Origin of the sequence: Vibrio sp. OPT41, assembly GCF_015163595.1 — a bacterium.
GTDB lineage: Bacteria > Pseudomonadota > Gammaproteobacteria > Enterobacterales > Vibrionaceae > Vibrio > Vibrio alginolyticus.
Window position 1 is genome coordinate 17164 of sequence record NZ_JADDYH010000036.1, and the last position, 15168, is coordinate 32331.

Annotated in this window: 12 protein-coding genes; 6 read left to right on the forward strand and 6 right to left on the reverse strand. The window is 45.0% G+C overall.

What is annotated here, in order from left to right; all coding sequences use genetic code 11:
• The first annotated feature begins 47 nt into the window (after nt 1-47).
• From IQP38_RS14420 to IQP38_RS14435, 4 genes are all read left to right on the forward strand, one after another.
• The gene (locus IQP38_RS14420; RefSeq protein WP_193837687.1) at nt 48-1121 is read left to right on the forward strand and encodes an efflux RND transporter periplasmic adaptor subunit; all 1074 of its coding nucleotides are present in this window, start codon (nt 48-50) and stop codon (nt 1119-1121) included.
• A complete protein-coding gene (locus IQP38_RS14425; protein WP_054576014.1) occupies nt 1121-2182 on the forward strand; it encodes an efflux RND transporter periplasmic adaptor subunit in 1062 nt (353 codons plus the stop codon). Before IQP38_RS14420 ends, IQP38_RS14425 begins: the two co-directional genes overlap by 1 nt.
• Nucleotides 2182-5241: an efflux RND transporter permease subunit gene (locus IQP38_RS14430; protein WP_193837688.1), complete on the forward strand. Its 3060-nt coding sequence runs from the start codon at nt 2182-2184 to the stop codon at nt 5239-5241. Before IQP38_RS14425 ends, IQP38_RS14430 begins: the two co-directional genes overlap by 1 nt.
• 175 nt (nt 5242-5416) lie before the next feature.
• Nucleotides 5417-6127: a hypothetical protein gene (locus IQP38_RS14435; protein WP_005376411.1), complete on the forward strand. Its 711-nt coding sequence runs from the start codon at nt 5417-5419 to the stop codon at nt 6125-6127.
• Nucleotides 6128-6209: 82 nt separating this feature from the next.
• Here IQP38_RS14435 and fruA read toward each other — a convergent pair whose 3' ends face one another.
• Genes fruA through fruB form a run of 3 tightly spaced genes read right to left on the reverse strand, consistent with a single transcriptional unit; the run spans nt 6210 to nt 10082 of the window.
• Nucleotides 6210-7949 (reverse strand): PTS fructose transporter subunit IIBC, encoded by a 1740-nt coding sequence (gene fruA / locus IQP38_RS14440; protein WP_017820962.1) that lies wholly within the window; start codon nt 7947-7949, stop codon nt 6210-6212.
• Nucleotides 7950-7967: 18 nt separating this feature from the next.
• Complete coding sequence (gene pfkB / locus IQP38_RS14445) at nt 7968-8939, reverse strand: 1-phosphofructokinase (RefSeq protein ID WP_017634191.1); 972 nt, start codon at nt 8937-8939, stop codon at nt 7968-7970.
• 9 nt (nt 8940-8948) lie between these two features.
• Nucleotides 8949-10082, reverse strand: coding sequence for a fused PTS fructose transporter subunit IIA/HPr protein (fruB, locus tag IQP38_RS14450; protein ID WP_017820961.1), 1134 nt, complete (start codon nt 10080-10082; stop codon nt 8949-8951).
• Nucleotides 10083-10455: 373 nt separating this feature from the next.
• Here fruB and cra point away from each other — a divergent pair, with 373 nt between their 5' ends.
• The gene (cra, locus tag IQP38_RS14455) at nt 10456-11436 is read left to right on the forward strand and encodes a catabolite repressor/activator (RefSeq protein ID WP_065275272.1); all 981 of its coding nucleotides are present in this window, start codon (nt 10456-10458) and stop codon (nt 11434-11436) included.
• A gap of 17 nt (nt 11437-11453) precedes the next feature.
• Here cra and IQP38_RS14460 read toward each other — a convergent pair whose 3' ends face one another.
• Nucleotides 11454-12407: an endonuclease/exonuclease/phosphatase family protein gene (locus IQP38_RS14460; RefSeq protein ID WP_193837689.1), complete on the reverse strand. Its 954-nt coding sequence runs from the start codon at nt 12405-12407 to the stop codon at nt 11454-11456.
• 226 nt (nt 12408-12633) lie between these two features.
• On the opposite strand from IQP38_RS14460, the gene IQP38_RS14465 reads away from it, so the two are divergent.
• Nucleotides 12634-13167, forward strand: coding sequence for an RNA-binding S4 domain-containing protein (locus tag IQP38_RS14465; RefSeq protein ID WP_053303581.1), 534 nt, complete (start codon nt 12634-12636; stop codon nt 13165-13167).
• Between the two features lie 106 nt (nt 13168-13273).
• Here the strand turns inward: IQP38_RS14465 and IQP38_RS14470 are convergent, their stop codons facing one another.
• Together IQP38_RS14470 and IQP38_RS14475 are read right to left on the reverse strand one after the other, a co-directional pair.
• Nucleotides 13274-14092 carry an EAL domain-containing protein gene (locus IQP38_RS14470; protein ID WP_193837690.1) on the reverse strand — a complete coding sequence of 273 codons (819 nt, stop codon included), beginning with the start codon at nt 14090-14092 and terminating at the stop codon, nt 13274-13276.
• 92 nt (nt 14093-14184) lie between these two features.
• Nucleotides 14185-15105, reverse strand: a complete 921-nt coding sequence (locus IQP38_RS14475; protein ID WP_193837691.1) for an amino acid ABC transporter permease — start codon at nt 15103-15105, stop codon at nt 14185-14187.
• Between the last annotated feature and the right edge of the window lie 63 nt (nt 15106-15168).

Here is a 15168-nt window from a genome sequence, read left to right on the forward strand (position 1 = left end):
CTTATACTGCACGGCTGTGTAATATATAAAACCTACGGAGAAAGCGGGTGCGAAAACAATATTTAAAGCGCACTTTAGTTGGCGCAGTGGTGACATTAAGTCTTTCTGGGATGCTAACTGGGTGTAATAAAGCCATTTCTGAGCCGTCTGAACCTTTAATCAAACCTGTAAAATTACTGGCGGTGAAAGACCTAGAACTTGAAGACTCGCACGCCTTTTTAGCGCGTATTGATGCAACACATCGCGCGCAGCTTTCTTTTCAGGTTGGTGGAGAGGTAGATGAATTACGTGTACGCATGGGTCAAAAGGTCCAAAAAGGTGAAGTGCTCGCAACGTTAGACCCTAAAGATCTTCAGCTTGCGTTAGATGCCGCTCAAGCGCAGTACGCGTTAGCGAAAACACAATGGGACCGCTCGAAAAACCTTTACGGAAAAAAACTCATTAGTACTGATGAGTACGATCAGAAAGAAACTCAATATAAAGCGGTATTGGCGAACTACGAACAAGCTAAAACCGATTTGAGCTATACCAAAATTCACGCACCGTTTGATGGCATAGTGTCATATACCTATGTCAACCCATTTCAGGTAGTAGCAGAGAAGCAGGAGATCTTGAATCTCATTGATAACACGACGTTGGATGTGTCGTTCACCTTGCCAGTAAGTTATGCGGAATCTGTATCACTTGAGTCACTGGAAAACTCCGATATGTGGGTGACGATGGATAGCGAGCCAGGAAAACGTATTCCTGGGCAATTTAAAGAAATTTCGACACAGCCAAACATCGATACCAATAGTTATGAGGCGATCGTGACCATCACTCGACCAGAAGATCGCAATTTGCTGACAGGTATGACAGGGCAGGTACACATTGCTAAACAACATGTATCGGACGCGATGACGTTACCTCAGTCTGCTTGGGTCAACAAAAATGGGACGCAAGGTGAAGTTTGGGTAATGGACAGAAGCACGCAGCAGGTCAATAAAGTCACTGTGTCACTTGACGCAGCAGGTGGTGTGAAAGCCGGGCTTGATAACAATGATTACGTTGTTATTGCTGGTGTTGAGAGACTGGTTGAAGGACAAGTGGTGAAAGCTTGGGTTCGTGAGGGAGGCATTTAATGAAACGTTCTCTATTTACGATCTCTGCGATTGCACTTGCAGTTTTAACGGGGTGCAAAAATGAAAACCAAGCTATCGTCGAGCAGCCACTTTTTGTGTCGACTATCTCGGTGGATGCACCAGTACAAAGTCAACATCGCGCGTTCAAAGGCATAGTAGTGCCTGCAGAGCAAACGCCAATGGCATTTCGCCGCGCTGGGGAAGTTCAGCACGTATTGGTTAAAGCGGGTGACGTTGTGAAGCAGGGGCAAATGATCGCAAAGCTAGATGATAGCAAAGAGAAGCAAGCCGTGAATGACGCAGAAGCACAATACACACTTGCAATTCGTCAGCTTAAACGCGGTGAAGACTTGCATGCACGTCAAATGATTTCAAAAGCGGAACTTGATGAGCTAACCGCTAATAAAGAGCTAGCTGAGGCTACTTTCTATAACGCGACCAATCAATTGAATTACACCCGTTTATTCGCCCCGTTCGCCGGTAAAGTATCTGATGTTTTCAAAGAACGTTTTGAGCGTGTGGCAATTGGTGAACCCGTGTTAAACCTATACCAAAACGATTTGGTTTACGTGCGCATTGAGCTTTCCGACAATGTTTTAGCGATGGTAGACCCAAACTCAGACAGCATGAGCTACAAGCCTAGAGCAACCTTCTCCGGCATCGATGGCAGATTTGCTTTGGACTATTTAGAGCACACAAGTGAACCCAACGCTGAAACTCAAACCTACGAAATGTACTTGACGATGCCACAGCCAAAAACAGAGATATTACCGGGAACCAGCGTAAGCGTTTTGGTCGATATGGTGAAGGCGGGCATTACCTCTATTGATGGTTACAGTGTTCCTGTCACGGCGCTTCAAGCAGGCAGTGAAGGGAATGAGTTCTTTGTGTGGAAAAAAGAAGGTGACATTGTCACACGGGTGCCTGTCATGATTTCTCAAGTGAATGGCAATGGAGCCATTGTGTCGTCAGGTGTTAGCCAGGGCGATATTCTGATTAATTCAAATCTGCGTAAATTACGCGAAGGTAAACATGTGGATGTTGTGGAGAATAACCAATAATGAACATTGCTGAGTATTCAATAAAAAACAAAGTCATCAGCTGGTTGTTCATTATTATCCTTGCTGTTGGTGGTTTAACGTCATTTTTGGAGCTTGGACGATTAGAAGACCCGGCATTTACGATCAAAGATGCCATGATTATCTCAACATACCCTGGCGCGACGTCAAAAGAAGTTGAAGAAGAACTGACGTATCCTCTAGAAAAAGAGATTCGAAAACTCCCTTATATCGACAAAATTACCTCTACGTCTTCTAATGGTATGTCTCAAATAACGGTGAGCATGGAAATGGACTATGGTCCTGATGAACTGCCGCAAATTTGGGATGAAATGCGCCGTAAAATTAATGATTTACGACCATCATTGCCTCAAGGTGTTCAGTCTTTACAGATCATTGATGATTTCGGTGACGTTTATGGCGTGATGTTAATGCTCACTGGTGACGATTACGACTATGTAGAGCTGAAACGTTATGCGGATTACCTGACACGTGAAATCGAGCTTGTTGATGGTGTTGGTAAGGTAGACATTACGGGCGATCAGCAAGAAATGCTATTCGTTGAGATCTCACTTGATCGCCTTGCTGCACTGAACTTAGACATGAATGTGGTTTCGAGCTTGTTGAACCAGCAAAACAATGTGGTTTCAGCAGGTGAAGTGATGGTCAATGGCGAAAGCCTTGTTATTCGCCCAAGCGGCACCTTAAACACTGTAGAAGCACTAGAAAATCTGATCATTCATGGCCGTGACACAGGAAATCTAATTCGTCTAAAAGACGTAGCAACGATTTCTCGCGGTATTCAAGAGAAGCCAGGCAACGTCGTACTCTTTAACGGTCAAAAAGCGATTAATATCGGTATCTCGTTTGCATCGGGTGTGAACGTGGTTGAGGTTGGTGAACGTTTGGATGCGGAGCTCGCGAGCCTTGAGTCTATCAAGCCTGCTGGCATCGATATGAACTACTTTTACAACCAAGCCAATGAGGTGGATGAATCTGTTAAAGCGTTTGTAATTAGTCTAGCGGAGGCAGTGGCGATCGTAATCATTGTGTTGCTGTTTACTATGGGTTTACGCAGTGGTGTCATCATTGGAGTTGTGTTGTTATTGACGGTATTTGGTACCTTCATTTTGATGAATTACAACAACATCGAACTGCATCGTATTTCTCTTGGCGCGTTAATTATTGCCTTGGGTATGCTGGTTGATAACGCGATTGTTGTCGTGGAAGGCATATTAGTTGGCCTAAAGAAAGGGCGTACCAAAGTTCAAGCGGCTGTCGATATTGTAAAGCAAACACAATGGCCTTTGTTGGGCGCAACTGTTATTGCAATTACGGCTTTTGCACCTATCGGCTTGTCGCAAGATGCGACAGGTGAGTTCATGGGCTCTCTATTCTGGGTGCTGTGTTTCTCACTATTTTTAAGCTGGATTACCGCTATTACACTGACGCCTTTCCTTGCCGATCTTTTGTTGAAAGAGGAAAACAAAGAGCAGAGTACTAGCGAAGATGATCCTTATAAAGGCTGGTTGTTTGTCGTATTTGGGGCATCGCTGAAATTTGCATTGCGATTCCGCTGGCTTACCGTTGCTGGCATGGTGGCGCTATTAGTGGGTGCTGTCGTGGCATTTGGTAATGTAAAACAGCAGTTCTTCCCACCATCGAATACGCCGATGTTCTACGTGGATATGTGGATGCCAGAGGGTACTGACATCCGTGAAACGATCAAAAAAGCTGAAGAGGTCGAAAGCTACATTCGTCAGCAAGATGATATTGACTTTGTTTCTGCTTCGATTGGGCAGGGCCTACAGCGTTTTGCTTTAACCTATCAACCAGAAAAAAGTTACGAAGCGTACGCTCAGTTCCAAGTTCGCGCTACTGATCGTGAGAAAATGTTTGGTTTGCTGCATAAGTTAGATGCGAATCTGGCGAAAACATTTGATGCGCCTACGTTCCAGTTTAAATTGATGGAATTTGGTCCATCACCAGCGTCTAAGATCGAAGCGCGTATTACTGGCCCTGATCCACAAGTTTTACGTGACTTGGCGGTGCAAGTTGAAGACATCCTTCATACCGACCCTGGTGCCCGAAACATTCGTCACGATTGGCGAGAGCGCACCAAGGAACTTGTACCCGTTTTCAATGAGTCTAAAGCTCGTCGCTTAGGTATTTCGAAAGAAGATCTTTCAAGCACACTGCAAATGGCGTTTGGTGGTAGCACCTTAGGTTACTTGCGTGATGGTACACATACGTTGCCAATTATGACACGCCTTCCTGAAGAAGAACGCGTAGATTTTGAATCACTACAAAACGTGACCATTTGGAGTCCTTCGTTGCAAACGTATATTCCGGTTGATCAAGTGATTGATGGCGTTCAACTGGATTGGAGTGAGCCGCTAATTCAGCGCCGTGACCGTAAGCGTACGTTAACCGTTCTCGCGGACCATGATGTGTTGAGTGACGACACGGCAGCAAGCTTATTTGCTCGTGTACAGCCTAAAGTGATGGCATTGCATGTTCCAGAAGGATACGAAATCACATGGGGTGGTGAGTACGAATCATCCAAAGATGCACAAGAAGGCCTATTCGGTTCATTGCCGATGGGTTACTTGTTGATGTTCATCATTACTATTTTACTGTTTAACTCAATCAAAAAGCCGTTGGTCATTTGGTTCACCGTTCCGTTAGCTATCATTGGCGTTGCTTTTGGTTTGCTTACCACGAACATGCCGTTCAGTTTTACAGCATTCCTTGGTTTGTTAAGCCTAAGTGGCATGATTTTGAAAAACGGTATTGTGTTGCTTGACCAAATTAACCTTGAGTTGGAGTCAGGTAAAGATCCTTACCTCGCGATTGTCGATAGTGCGATAAGCCGCGTTCGTCCGGTAAGTATGGCTGCCCTAACAACTATCTTGGGGATGATTCCACTGGTCTTCGACGCCTTCTTTGGCTCGATGGCAATAACGATTATGGCAGGTCTTGGTTTTGCTACTGTACTGACACTGATAGTGGTGCCAGTGATGTTTGCAATTCTGTTTAGGGTAAAACCGACCACTGCATAGGGACTCCTGGCTATTTGCCAGCTTCCTGCCTAGCCCTGAAGGTTTTCTTCGGGGCTTTTTTGATCTTACTAATATATACCAAACCATTCATTTGCTTGATTTTAATGATTTTCTTACGATTACAATGCAAATCATGCGTATACTGATGTAACGACACATCAAAGATTGAGATTACATGAATAAGCGCATATTAAACGGACTCTTCTTCGTTGGTTCTTTCACCTTGGTTGGCTGCACCGCGACGGATAGCATGCCGACAGAAACCAAACAACCTGCCCCTAAAGTCAACAGTGTTAGTGCTGAAGTCATTTCCAGTTGGATTGATAGTAAGGTTTTAGCCCCTGAAGGGCTGTCGCTCGAGCAAGACAATCTACGTTATCTATCGGGTAGCGCCGACCTAAACAGCGACGGAAAGGCAGAACACATAGTGTTGCTTCAAGATCGCTATTTCTGTGGTAGTGGTGGCTGCTCTGCATATATGTTTGATAATGAGGGAAACGTTATTAATCGAATGTCGGTAACTCGCACGCCTATTGTACTAGCCGACAGTTACAGTAATGGTTGGCAGGACTTTATCGTTTGGAGTAATGGCTCATATCGACTCATGAGTTACAACGGTGAGTCTTATCCAAGTAACCCGTCACTAGAGCCAAAGGTGGATCGAGACGCTAACCAGCAGGCGGCAATCGCAAATGTAATGGCGACAGAGCTTTATCAGCAAGACGGCTATGACATTCTGCCCGCAGAATCAAAAACCTTGTGGACGCCAGCTAACGTTTACCACTTTACCTTCAAGCACTACGGTGACCCGCATAGCGCTTATCAAGCAACGGTGGATATGAGCAGTGGGGAAGTAGACATTGTAGCCGTTCCGGCTGCGGAATAAAAAGCACCTCCCTTAACCGGAATTAAAGGGAGGTGCTAAATGCCAAATTCGAGGGTGGCATTGTTAACCGGAGTCGCTCTAATTAAGCTGCGACTTCTTGTTTCGCTTCTGCTTTGCTTTTTAAGAATGCGTAAGTAAAGCCAGTTACCGCTGTACCTGCTGCAATAGCCACTAAATACATTAATACTGGTGAAATTGCGTTAGGAATTAGCAGCACGAATAGACCGCCGTGTGGTGCCATTAATTTCGCACCGAATAGCATCGATAGGGCACCAGTAAGCGCGCCACCTGCCATACAAGATGGAATCACGCGCATTGGATCTTTCGCAGCAAATGGAATTGCGCCTTCAGAGATGAAACAAAGGCCCAAGACAAATGATGCTTTACCTGCCTCACGTTCATTTTGTTCAAATTTGTTCTTCGCAATGAAGGTCGCTAAACCCATACCTAGCGCAGGAACCATACCTGCGGCCATGATTGCCGCCATTGGCGCGTAAGTTTGTGAAGCCAAAAGGCCAACACCAAATGCGTAAGCGGCTTTGTTTACCGGGCCTCCTAGGTCGAAACACATCATTGCGCCAAGGATAATACCCAGTAGTACTGCACTGTCAGATCCCATGTTGTTTAGGAAGTCAGTCAGGCCGTTCATGATGCCTGAAACTGGGCCGCCTACGATGTAGATCATGACAAGTCCGGTGAACAATGTTGCCACAAATGGAATAATCAGAATCGGTTTAAGCGCCTCCATCGATTGTGGCAGTTTCACCTTATCTGCGAGGAGTTTCGCTGCGTAACCAGCAATGAAACCAGCCGCGATACCGCCAAGGAAACCTGCGCCAGTAGAACTTGCTAGCATACCACCAACAAGACCAGGAGCCAGACCAGGACGGTCAGCGATTGAAAACGCAATATAGCCAGCAAGTACAGGAATCATCAATGCGAATGCAGAGCCACCACCAATGTTCATCAAGGCTGCTGCTAGTGTGCCTTCTTCTTTAAATGCTTCAATACCGAACACGAAAGATAGTGCGATGATCAAACCACCTGCAACGACAACAGGAAGCATGTGCGAAACACCCGTCATTAGGTGTTTGTAAGCGCCTTTTTTCTCTTCGGTGGTAGATGAAGAGTTAGCTGAACCAGAATGCTGATACACAGTGGCTTGCTCGAATGCTTTGTCCATCTCTTCGGCTGTTTTTTTCAGAGCTGGGCCTGTTTTCGTGCGGTACATCTTTTTGCCGTTAAAGCGATCAAGTGGCACTTCAATATCGGCAGCAATGATCACCAGATCGGCGTCTGCAATTTCTTGCTCAGTCAGTTGGTTTTTAGCGCCAACTGAACCACGAGTTTCCACCTTGATTTGATGGCCACGACGCTTGCCTTCTTCTTCTAAAGCTTCTGCCGCCATAAAGGTATGCGCAACGCCAGTAGGGCAAGCGGTGATTGCAACAATTTTCTTCGCTGCTGATGTTGTATCTGCAGTGATAGGGGCTGCAAGTGTGGTTGCTTTTTCAAGTAAAGTGGCGTTTTCAACCGCTTGCTGGAGAAACGCAGTTGCGTCTTTTGCTATTTCGTTAATTTCCGCTTGGTAAACCTTTTTTCCTACAAAACGAGAAGTGTCGACGCTAGTATTTGCCGCAATGACAATGACTTCTGCTTGTTCAACGTCAGCTTCCGTCAATAGTGTTGGTTCAACCACACTTGATTGACATTCTATTTTGGCATTCCAGTTTAATTTTGCGGCGGCTTGTTCTAGTAATCCTGCCGCAAGGATGCTATTTGCTACACCGCTTGGACAGGCAGTAATAATGGCAATATTCATACAATAACCTTCTGTTCCTTAGTTTTGTTCTAAGTTTGTAATAGGGTAAAGCGCGCTAACTTCAGTTTGTCGCTTGATATTTTCCAGTTCTTCCTGACTGGTTAGCCCTACGCCAACTTGACTAACTGCCAAAGCAGAAAGTGCCGTAGCGAAGCGCAATAAATCGTTTTTAGGCATCAGTTGCATGTGGCCCCAACACAAGCCAGCGACCAGCGTATCGCCTGCGCCAACGGTGCTCACGACATGCATTCGAGGCGGTTTTGCACTAAGCCATTCGCCTTGGTTGAGCCACATAACACCGTCAGGTCCCATAGAAACCACGATGTTTTCTATGCCTTTGTCGCTCAGTGTTTGCGCTGCAGCTTGGCATTGTTCAGGTGTTGCTAGATGTTCGCCAACAAAATCACCAAGTTCTTCATCGTTGGGCTTAATCAACCATGGGTGAGCCTCAATACCTGACTTCAATGCGGCTTTGCTACTGTCGAACAACACCTTTTTGCCTTGTTGATGCAGTGCTTCTATCCATGCAGCGCATTGTTCGGCGGTTACGCCTCCAGGTAAGCTACCTGCAAGTACAAAGTAATCATGCGTCTCCGCTAGACGAAATAGTGTCTCCTCAAAGCGAGTAATTTCGTCGGCCGCTACTTGAACGCCAGGGAAGTTGATATCACTGACGTTGCCATTGGCCTCAACCAGCTTAACGTTGATACGAGTGGCACCCTTTACTTCCACAAATTCATTCTTAACGTTGATGTCATTGAAAAGCTGATGAAATAGCTCAGGGTTATCTTTACCGAGAAAGCCGGTAACCGTGACGTCTGCGCCTAAATCGCTCAATACTTTTGCTACGTTGACACCTTTACCAGCAGCGTGGAGATTGCTTTGCTGTACTAAGCTCACGGAACCAACGTTTAGTTCATTTACTGAACCTGTTAAATCCAATGCTGGGTTGAGCGTAATAGTGACAACCTTATTTGTTTTGTTTGTCATATCGGATCCTTAACCTTCACCAAGGCCAGAAGCGATTGCATTTCCGATAGACTCCAAGGCTTGCGGCGCATCAGGGCCTTCTGCTGTAAATTGAAGTTGGTGACCGTGCTTAACGCCCAGCGCGATAACTTTCATTAGGCTCTTCGCGTTTACTGCTTTTCCATCTCCGTCTAGGTTGGAAACACGTATAGTGGATTCAAACTTTTTCGCTTCTGCGACTAACATTGCCCCCGGACGAGCATGTAGGCCGTGAGAGTTTTTGATTTTAAATACAGCGGTATTGCCTTCTTCTGAAGATGCAGCTGTGACTTCTTCACCTTTGAACAAAGCAAGAATCTGTTCTACTGATGCATCTAAAAGCTTGCCGTGTTCATTGTTAAACACAATATTAGAAAGCGTTTTTAGGATAGGTTGGTGAGCATTGTTACATGCTGCGAACGCGAAAAGTGCACGCACTTTTTGACCTTCATATTCGCAGTCGTTTGCCGTCGAGACAAATGACACACCTGTGCGAGTGACATGTTTGTCACTGCCAATTAACCACAGGCCATTACCTAAGTGAGTTGGTTGTTTGGTAACGAGATCGGCAACGAACTCGTTATCAGCACATCCCGTATTTTTCAACAGACCACCTGCAACAGCACTCATCTGTAGCATGTCGCTCGCAGGGAACATCAGTTGAATTAAAGAAGCGTCAAAGTCTGCTTCAAGCTGAACATCACCGTGCAGTAGGGCGATGATTTCGTCTTCATTTTTTGCATTACGCAGACGCTCTTCTACGCCATCTGCGCCTAGCACTTTGGTGAGCTGTTTAAGAATGCCAAGGTGTTCATCAGATTTAGCTGCGATACCGATAGCGACGAACACAGTATTGCCATCACCCCAGTCGACACCTTGTGGGAAGTGATGCACAGCAACACCCGTTGTTTTCACCATTGCACGAGTGTCGGTTGTACCGTGCGGGATGGCGATACCGTTCCCCAAAAACGTAGAGTTTTGGTTTTCACGGTTTAGCATGCCTTCAACGTAACCGCGTTCAACTAGGCCTTTATCAGTCAGGCTATGAGCAATACTCTTTATTGCTTCAAACTTATCTGTCGCTGATTGCGAGAGGGTAATGTCGTTCTTATTTAGCTTAAGCATGGTGCTTCTCCAGCCTTAAGGTATCAATTTAAAAATGTATTCTGTGTGAGAAGTTGAACGCCGCTTCTTCTGAGCGCTTATCACTCCTCAAACCTTTTATCTTTCAAGCTAAATCGATTCAGCTTGTTGGTAAATTTTTTAAAAGACTCAGAAAAACTGTTTTAAAAACTGACGTTAACAAACGAGCCTTTGCCGCTGTCCTATAGCCTAGCTCACAAATTGGTTTGTTGCGTGTTCGGGTGATTTACGTCAATTTTTAAGTTTTGCTGAATCCTTTCAGCTTTTATACTGAATCGGTTCAGCTTATAATTCAACTTATCGAAAGATCGTTGATGTATTAATATGATCGCGCGCACAGAATAAGGTTTAGAATATGACACTGGATGAAATAGCCAAATTAGCGGGTGTTTCTAAGACAACTGCAAGCTATGTGATTAACGGAAAAGCGCAGAAATACCGCATCAGCGAGAAGACTCAGAAAAAGGTGATGGCCGTTGTAGAAGAGTACAATTATAAGCCAGATCATGCGGCGTCTTCCTTGCGGGCAGGTAATTCACGCTCATTTGGGCTTATCATCCCAGACTTAGAGAACACCAGTTATGCGCGTCTTGCAAAGCTGATAGAGCAAAACTCTCGGAAAGCGGGGTACCAAATTTTGATTGGCTGCTCTGATGATGATCCTGATACAGAGCAAAAGGTGGCGGAAGCATTAGTCAGTCGTCGTATTGATGCGTTGTTTGTGGCAAGTGGTATGCCCACTGCAAACGAGTATTATCTTAAGTTGCAAAATTCTGGTACGCCAGTTATCGCGCTAGACCGTCCAATGGATGATGAGCACTTTTGTTGTGTCATCAGCGAAGATTTTGATGCCGCACTTGAACTCACTCAGTCAGTACTGTCCGAGGATATAAAGTCCATTGGCTTAATCGGTGCATTGCAAGATCTTCAAGTCTCAAAAGAGCGTGAGCTCGGTTTTCTATCTGCTTCTCAACAAGGTTGTAAAACGGCAACAGTGGGTTATGGACAACACTTCTCCCGGGAAGAAGGCAAGAAAGTCTTAGAGAGGTGGTTAACAGAGAACGCATTGCCAGATGCCATTGTTACAACGTCATATACACTGTTAGAAGGTGTGTTGGATGTAATGCTAGAAAAACCAGAACTGATGGGAAAGGTGCGTTTAGCAACATTTGGTGATAATCGACTGCTGGACTTCTTGCCTGTGAAAATCAACTCTTTGCCTCAACAGTTTGAGTTGATCGCGGACAGCGCAATGGAGTTAGCACTCAACGCTTCCGCCAAGCGTTACAAGCCTGGTGTAGAACTTATCCCGCGTAAAATTGTGAAACGTCACTAAGTAACTAAATAGGTTGCTCAAAGCTTTACTTCAGCAGTCAGCGCCACAAATGCGTGGTCGCTGGCGTTTTTATCTCTGTCATAAATCGGGTTGATCAGATGTTGGTTAGACACCTGATAGTCAACAACCTCGGCAACCGATATATCTGATAAGGTATCAAACTCTTGTGAGAGCAAGATATAGTCGAGTACATTCCCAGTGGAAAAATGATAGTGCGTGGCTGGGCGTTCATCCTTCAGGGTGTCACTTTGCAATAACCAACCATCTTTGAGTTGTAATTCAGTGACGCTGTCACCAGTATTGGATACCAATGCGCTGTTAACGCTGATAGGAGTAATAGGTTGATTCATATCGCCCATTAACACTGTCGGCATTGGTTCTTTTCGATACCTCTTTTGCATCGCGTCTCTTAACATCGCTGCTTCCCAGCCTCTTTGCTGGGTGGATAACCAGTGCCCAATAATCGTGCTAGACGTTTCTGGTTGTTCTGAGTCGGCTGGGCGTTGAGATTTCAGGTGCGTTACGTAAACGGCGATATGACCAAGTACAGGATGTATTACTTGGGCATAGATAGGTTTGCGACTGAACTCTGGAACAACACTTACTCCAAAAGGCTCAAGCGTTGCTAAGTCAAACTCTACCGCTTGTACTTTTTCTATTGGAAACCGAGATGCGATTGCCACAACAGGGCTTGAGTAAATGTACTCATCCTCAACATGTGGGGTGTCAACGGTCGCAAAGTAGGGGTAGCCGATGGTTGAAAAGAATGCCTGGGTCTTCTCGATACTGAATACTTCTTGTAAGCCAATCACGTCGCCTTCCAGTTTTTCAACTTGACGTTGCGTCCACGAAAGTTTGTCTCGCCATTGCTCTAACGAGTATATGTTCTCGAAATCATAGTAAGCGTTAGGCGGTGCGACAAAATTAAACAAGTTCGCAGTGACAAAGGTAATTCTACTTGGTTGAGACAAAGTATTCGCTCTTTTCAACAATAACTTAGAGAGTATATACCTTCAGGTTGCGTAATTGCAGCTTCGTTTGAGCTACGCATCGAGATACAAGCTAACGAGCGACAAGCTAAATGGGTTAAGAGGTGCTCAAATGCCAAGGTGAATCGGTGATTGAACATCGCCAGAGGTTTCTATTTTTAAGCATTGCGTTTAAACTTCAGGGCATCAAATAGTAAGAGTAAGTAACATGACCCAAGATTACGACCACGAAGAGTATTTAGAAGGCGAAGAGATTGAGATCGAAGCGATTGGCATCGATGTTGATGCGCATCCAATCGAACTGTACAAGCTTTTTAAAATCGCAAACTTGGTCAGCGGTGGCGGCGAAGCAAAACATATCATCGAGGAAGGCTACGTCGCGGTGAATGGTGAACTAGAAACACGTAAGCGCCGCAAGATGTATGATGGTGACTTTTTTGAGTTTAACCAGGAATATTATGTTGTGGTTTGCGATGCGCCAGTAACCGAACCTGAAACGGCAGAGCAAAAAGCAGAAAAGAAAGCGAAGAAAGAAGCGCAATCTGCACGTAAAGAGAAATCTCGCCAAAGCAAGCCAGCTAAAGGCTCTGGACCTAAGTCAACAGGCCGAAAAGCAGCGCATAAAGAACGTAAAGCGCAGAAAGAAGCGTTGTCTCAGTCTGCTAAGAAAGGCAAAAAAGAAGACAAACCGCAAGCCACTCGTGATCCGAAGAGCGGTCGTAATTCTATTGATTTTTTCTAGGGAAATGAACGCTTAACTAAATAAGTGACATCTGAGTAAAACTAAAAAGCGCCGAGCATATTATATCGGCGCTTTTTTGGTTTCACTGTGCTGTAAGTGGGCAGTGTTAATGCACAGTCGTCTCGATGTTTAGGCTATCTGTCCAGTGATGAATGGCGCAAGGCTTTCCTAAGTAAAAGCCTTGGTAATAATCCAAATTAAGTTGATACATAGCTTGTAGCTGCACGTCTTCTTCAACCCCTTCTATAATGACTTTTGCTCCCATATGATCCGCTAGATCAACGGCGCTATGTATGGAAAAGGTTTCTCCGGCGCAGTAGTCTAGCAAATAGGAACGATCGATTTTGATGATGTCAGGGCAGAGCTGCTGAACACGTGCGATATCAGAATGTTGGGCGCCAAAATCATCGATAGCAAAGATAAAACCATTTGCTTTCATTAACTGTACGGCTTTGATTAATAAATCCGTATTTCCGCATGACTCTTCGACTACTTCAAAAACGACGTCTGATGGGCTCATACCAAGTTCGGAAAGGCGTTTGTAAAGCAGGCCGCTATCTTTAAAGCCCATGTCTTTGGTTAGTGTGAGTAGCGTTTGAGGCATGACGTTAAGAAACAGTTTGATCGGCGTCCCCGCGAAATAGCGTGCAAAATTTCGAATGTGCATTGCTCTGGATAAAAACTCTACACATAAGCGAAAGTAGGGATCAAGACCATTATTGGCCAGAAACACGTCAGGACGAATTAGGGAACCATCAATGCCACGAATACGCAGTAAGGCTTCCATACCAATAATACGTTGGCGTCTATCAAAAATTGGCTGATAAACACTGTGAAAAGTGAATTGATTGAGAACTACGTAATATTCACCAAGATTATCTTGTTTTATGTATCGCTCGTAGTCGGATTGATTCTTTAACTCCATGAAAAACGCCGAAAATTTAGCATCTTGCCAATGTAACAGGGTGCAATTCTGATTTGAAGAATCAAATGTGCCTAATTACATATGCGGTTGAGTTAATTTGAAATGGCTTCCGATTTTGCTTCAATATGGCGAAAAATAAGTGACAGACCAAAACAAATTAAGAAGTAAGCAAGGCCGACAATCAACCAAATTTCAAATATATACCCTGATGAATTTGCCATCTCTGTCCCAACAAACGTCATTTCTTGTATCGAAATCAGTGAAACAATAGAGGTGTCTTTCACCAAAGAGATGGTTTGACCGGCAAGTGCAGGTGTTATTGATTTAAGCACCTGTGGCGCGATAACAAATCGGTATTTCACCCATCGAGACAAGCCCAATGAGTCAGCCGCTTCCCACTGACCTTGGTCGATACTTTGTAAACCACCGCGCACAACTTCTGCAATGTAGGCAGAAGAGAGTAAGCCGACGCATAACACGCCAGAGGCAAGGTTTTCCCAAAGGTTAGAAGGCCCAAACAGAGAGCGCTGTAGCGCATTTGGTTCGCCGTTGTAGTTTCGTAGAAGATCTTCCAAACCGAGCAACGGGATCAATTGGTTAGAAATGAAAAAGTAGAAAATAAAAACAAACACCAACGGAGGGATGTTTCTCACTAACTGGATAAACGCATTGGCAGGTGTGCGCAACCAAACGGAACGAGAGAAGCGTGCTAAGCCTAACAAAGTGCCAAACACTAATGCGAAGCTGATGCCCCAAATACTGAGCCTTAACGTCGAAATCAAACCTTGGAAGAAGTAGGGCAAACCACCATCTGCTCTAGGCGTGAAAAGTAATTCAAGCGCCTCTTTCCACTGCCACAAATAATGCACACCAACAGCGGACCGATGGTACAGCCAAACACCACCGATACCGCACATAACAAGTAGTACCCAGTCTAGTGTGTTTAATTGCGGTAAAAGGTAGCCTGTGCTGGATTTCGCGGGTGCTGTGCGAGTGGTAGTGTGTTCGCCCAAAAATTTGACTCCGATAAGTTATGGAAAAGTAAAATGGATGATTGGAGAGTATAGGCTCGCGGC

What these genes read in the sequence shown, in the direction of transcription:
- pfkB (WP_017634191.1), bottom strand. Translation starts at nt 8,939, where the DNA reads ATGACAAACAAAACAAATAAGGTTGTCACTATTACGCTCAACCCAGCA.
- IQP38_RS14465 (WP_053303581.1), top strand. Translation starts at nt 12,634, where the DNA reads ATGACCCAAGATTACGACCACGAAGAGTATTTAGAAGGCGAAGAGATT.
- IQP38_RS14470 (WP_193837690.1), bottom strand. Translation starts at nt 14,092, where the DNA reads ATGGAGTTAAAGAATCAATCCGACTACGAGCGATACATAAAACAAGAT.
- IQP38_RS14425 (WP_054576014.1), top strand. Translation starts at nt 1,121, where the DNA reads ATGAAACGTTCTCTATTTACGATCTCTGCGATTGCACTTGCAGTTTTA.
- IQP38_RS14430 (WP_193837688.1), top strand. Translation starts at nt 2,182, where the DNA reads ATGAACATTGCTGAGTATTCAATAAAAAACAAAGTCATCAGCTGGTTG.
- fruB (WP_017820961.1), bottom strand. Translation starts at nt 10,082, where the DNA reads ATGCTTAAGCTAAATAAGAACGACATTACCCTCTCGCAATCAGCGACA.
- fruA (WP_017820962.1), bottom strand. Translation starts at nt 7,949, where the DNA reads ATGAATATTGCCATTATTACTGCCTGTCCAAGCGGTGTAGCAAATAGC.
- cra (WP_065275272.1), top strand. Translation starts at nt 10,456, where the DNA reads ATGACACTGGATGAAATAGCCAAATTAGCGGGTGTTTCTAAGACAACT.
- IQP38_RS14435 (WP_005376411.1), top strand. Translation starts at nt 5,417, where the DNA reads ATGAATAAGCGCATATTAAACGGACTCTTCTTCGTTGGTTCTTTCACC.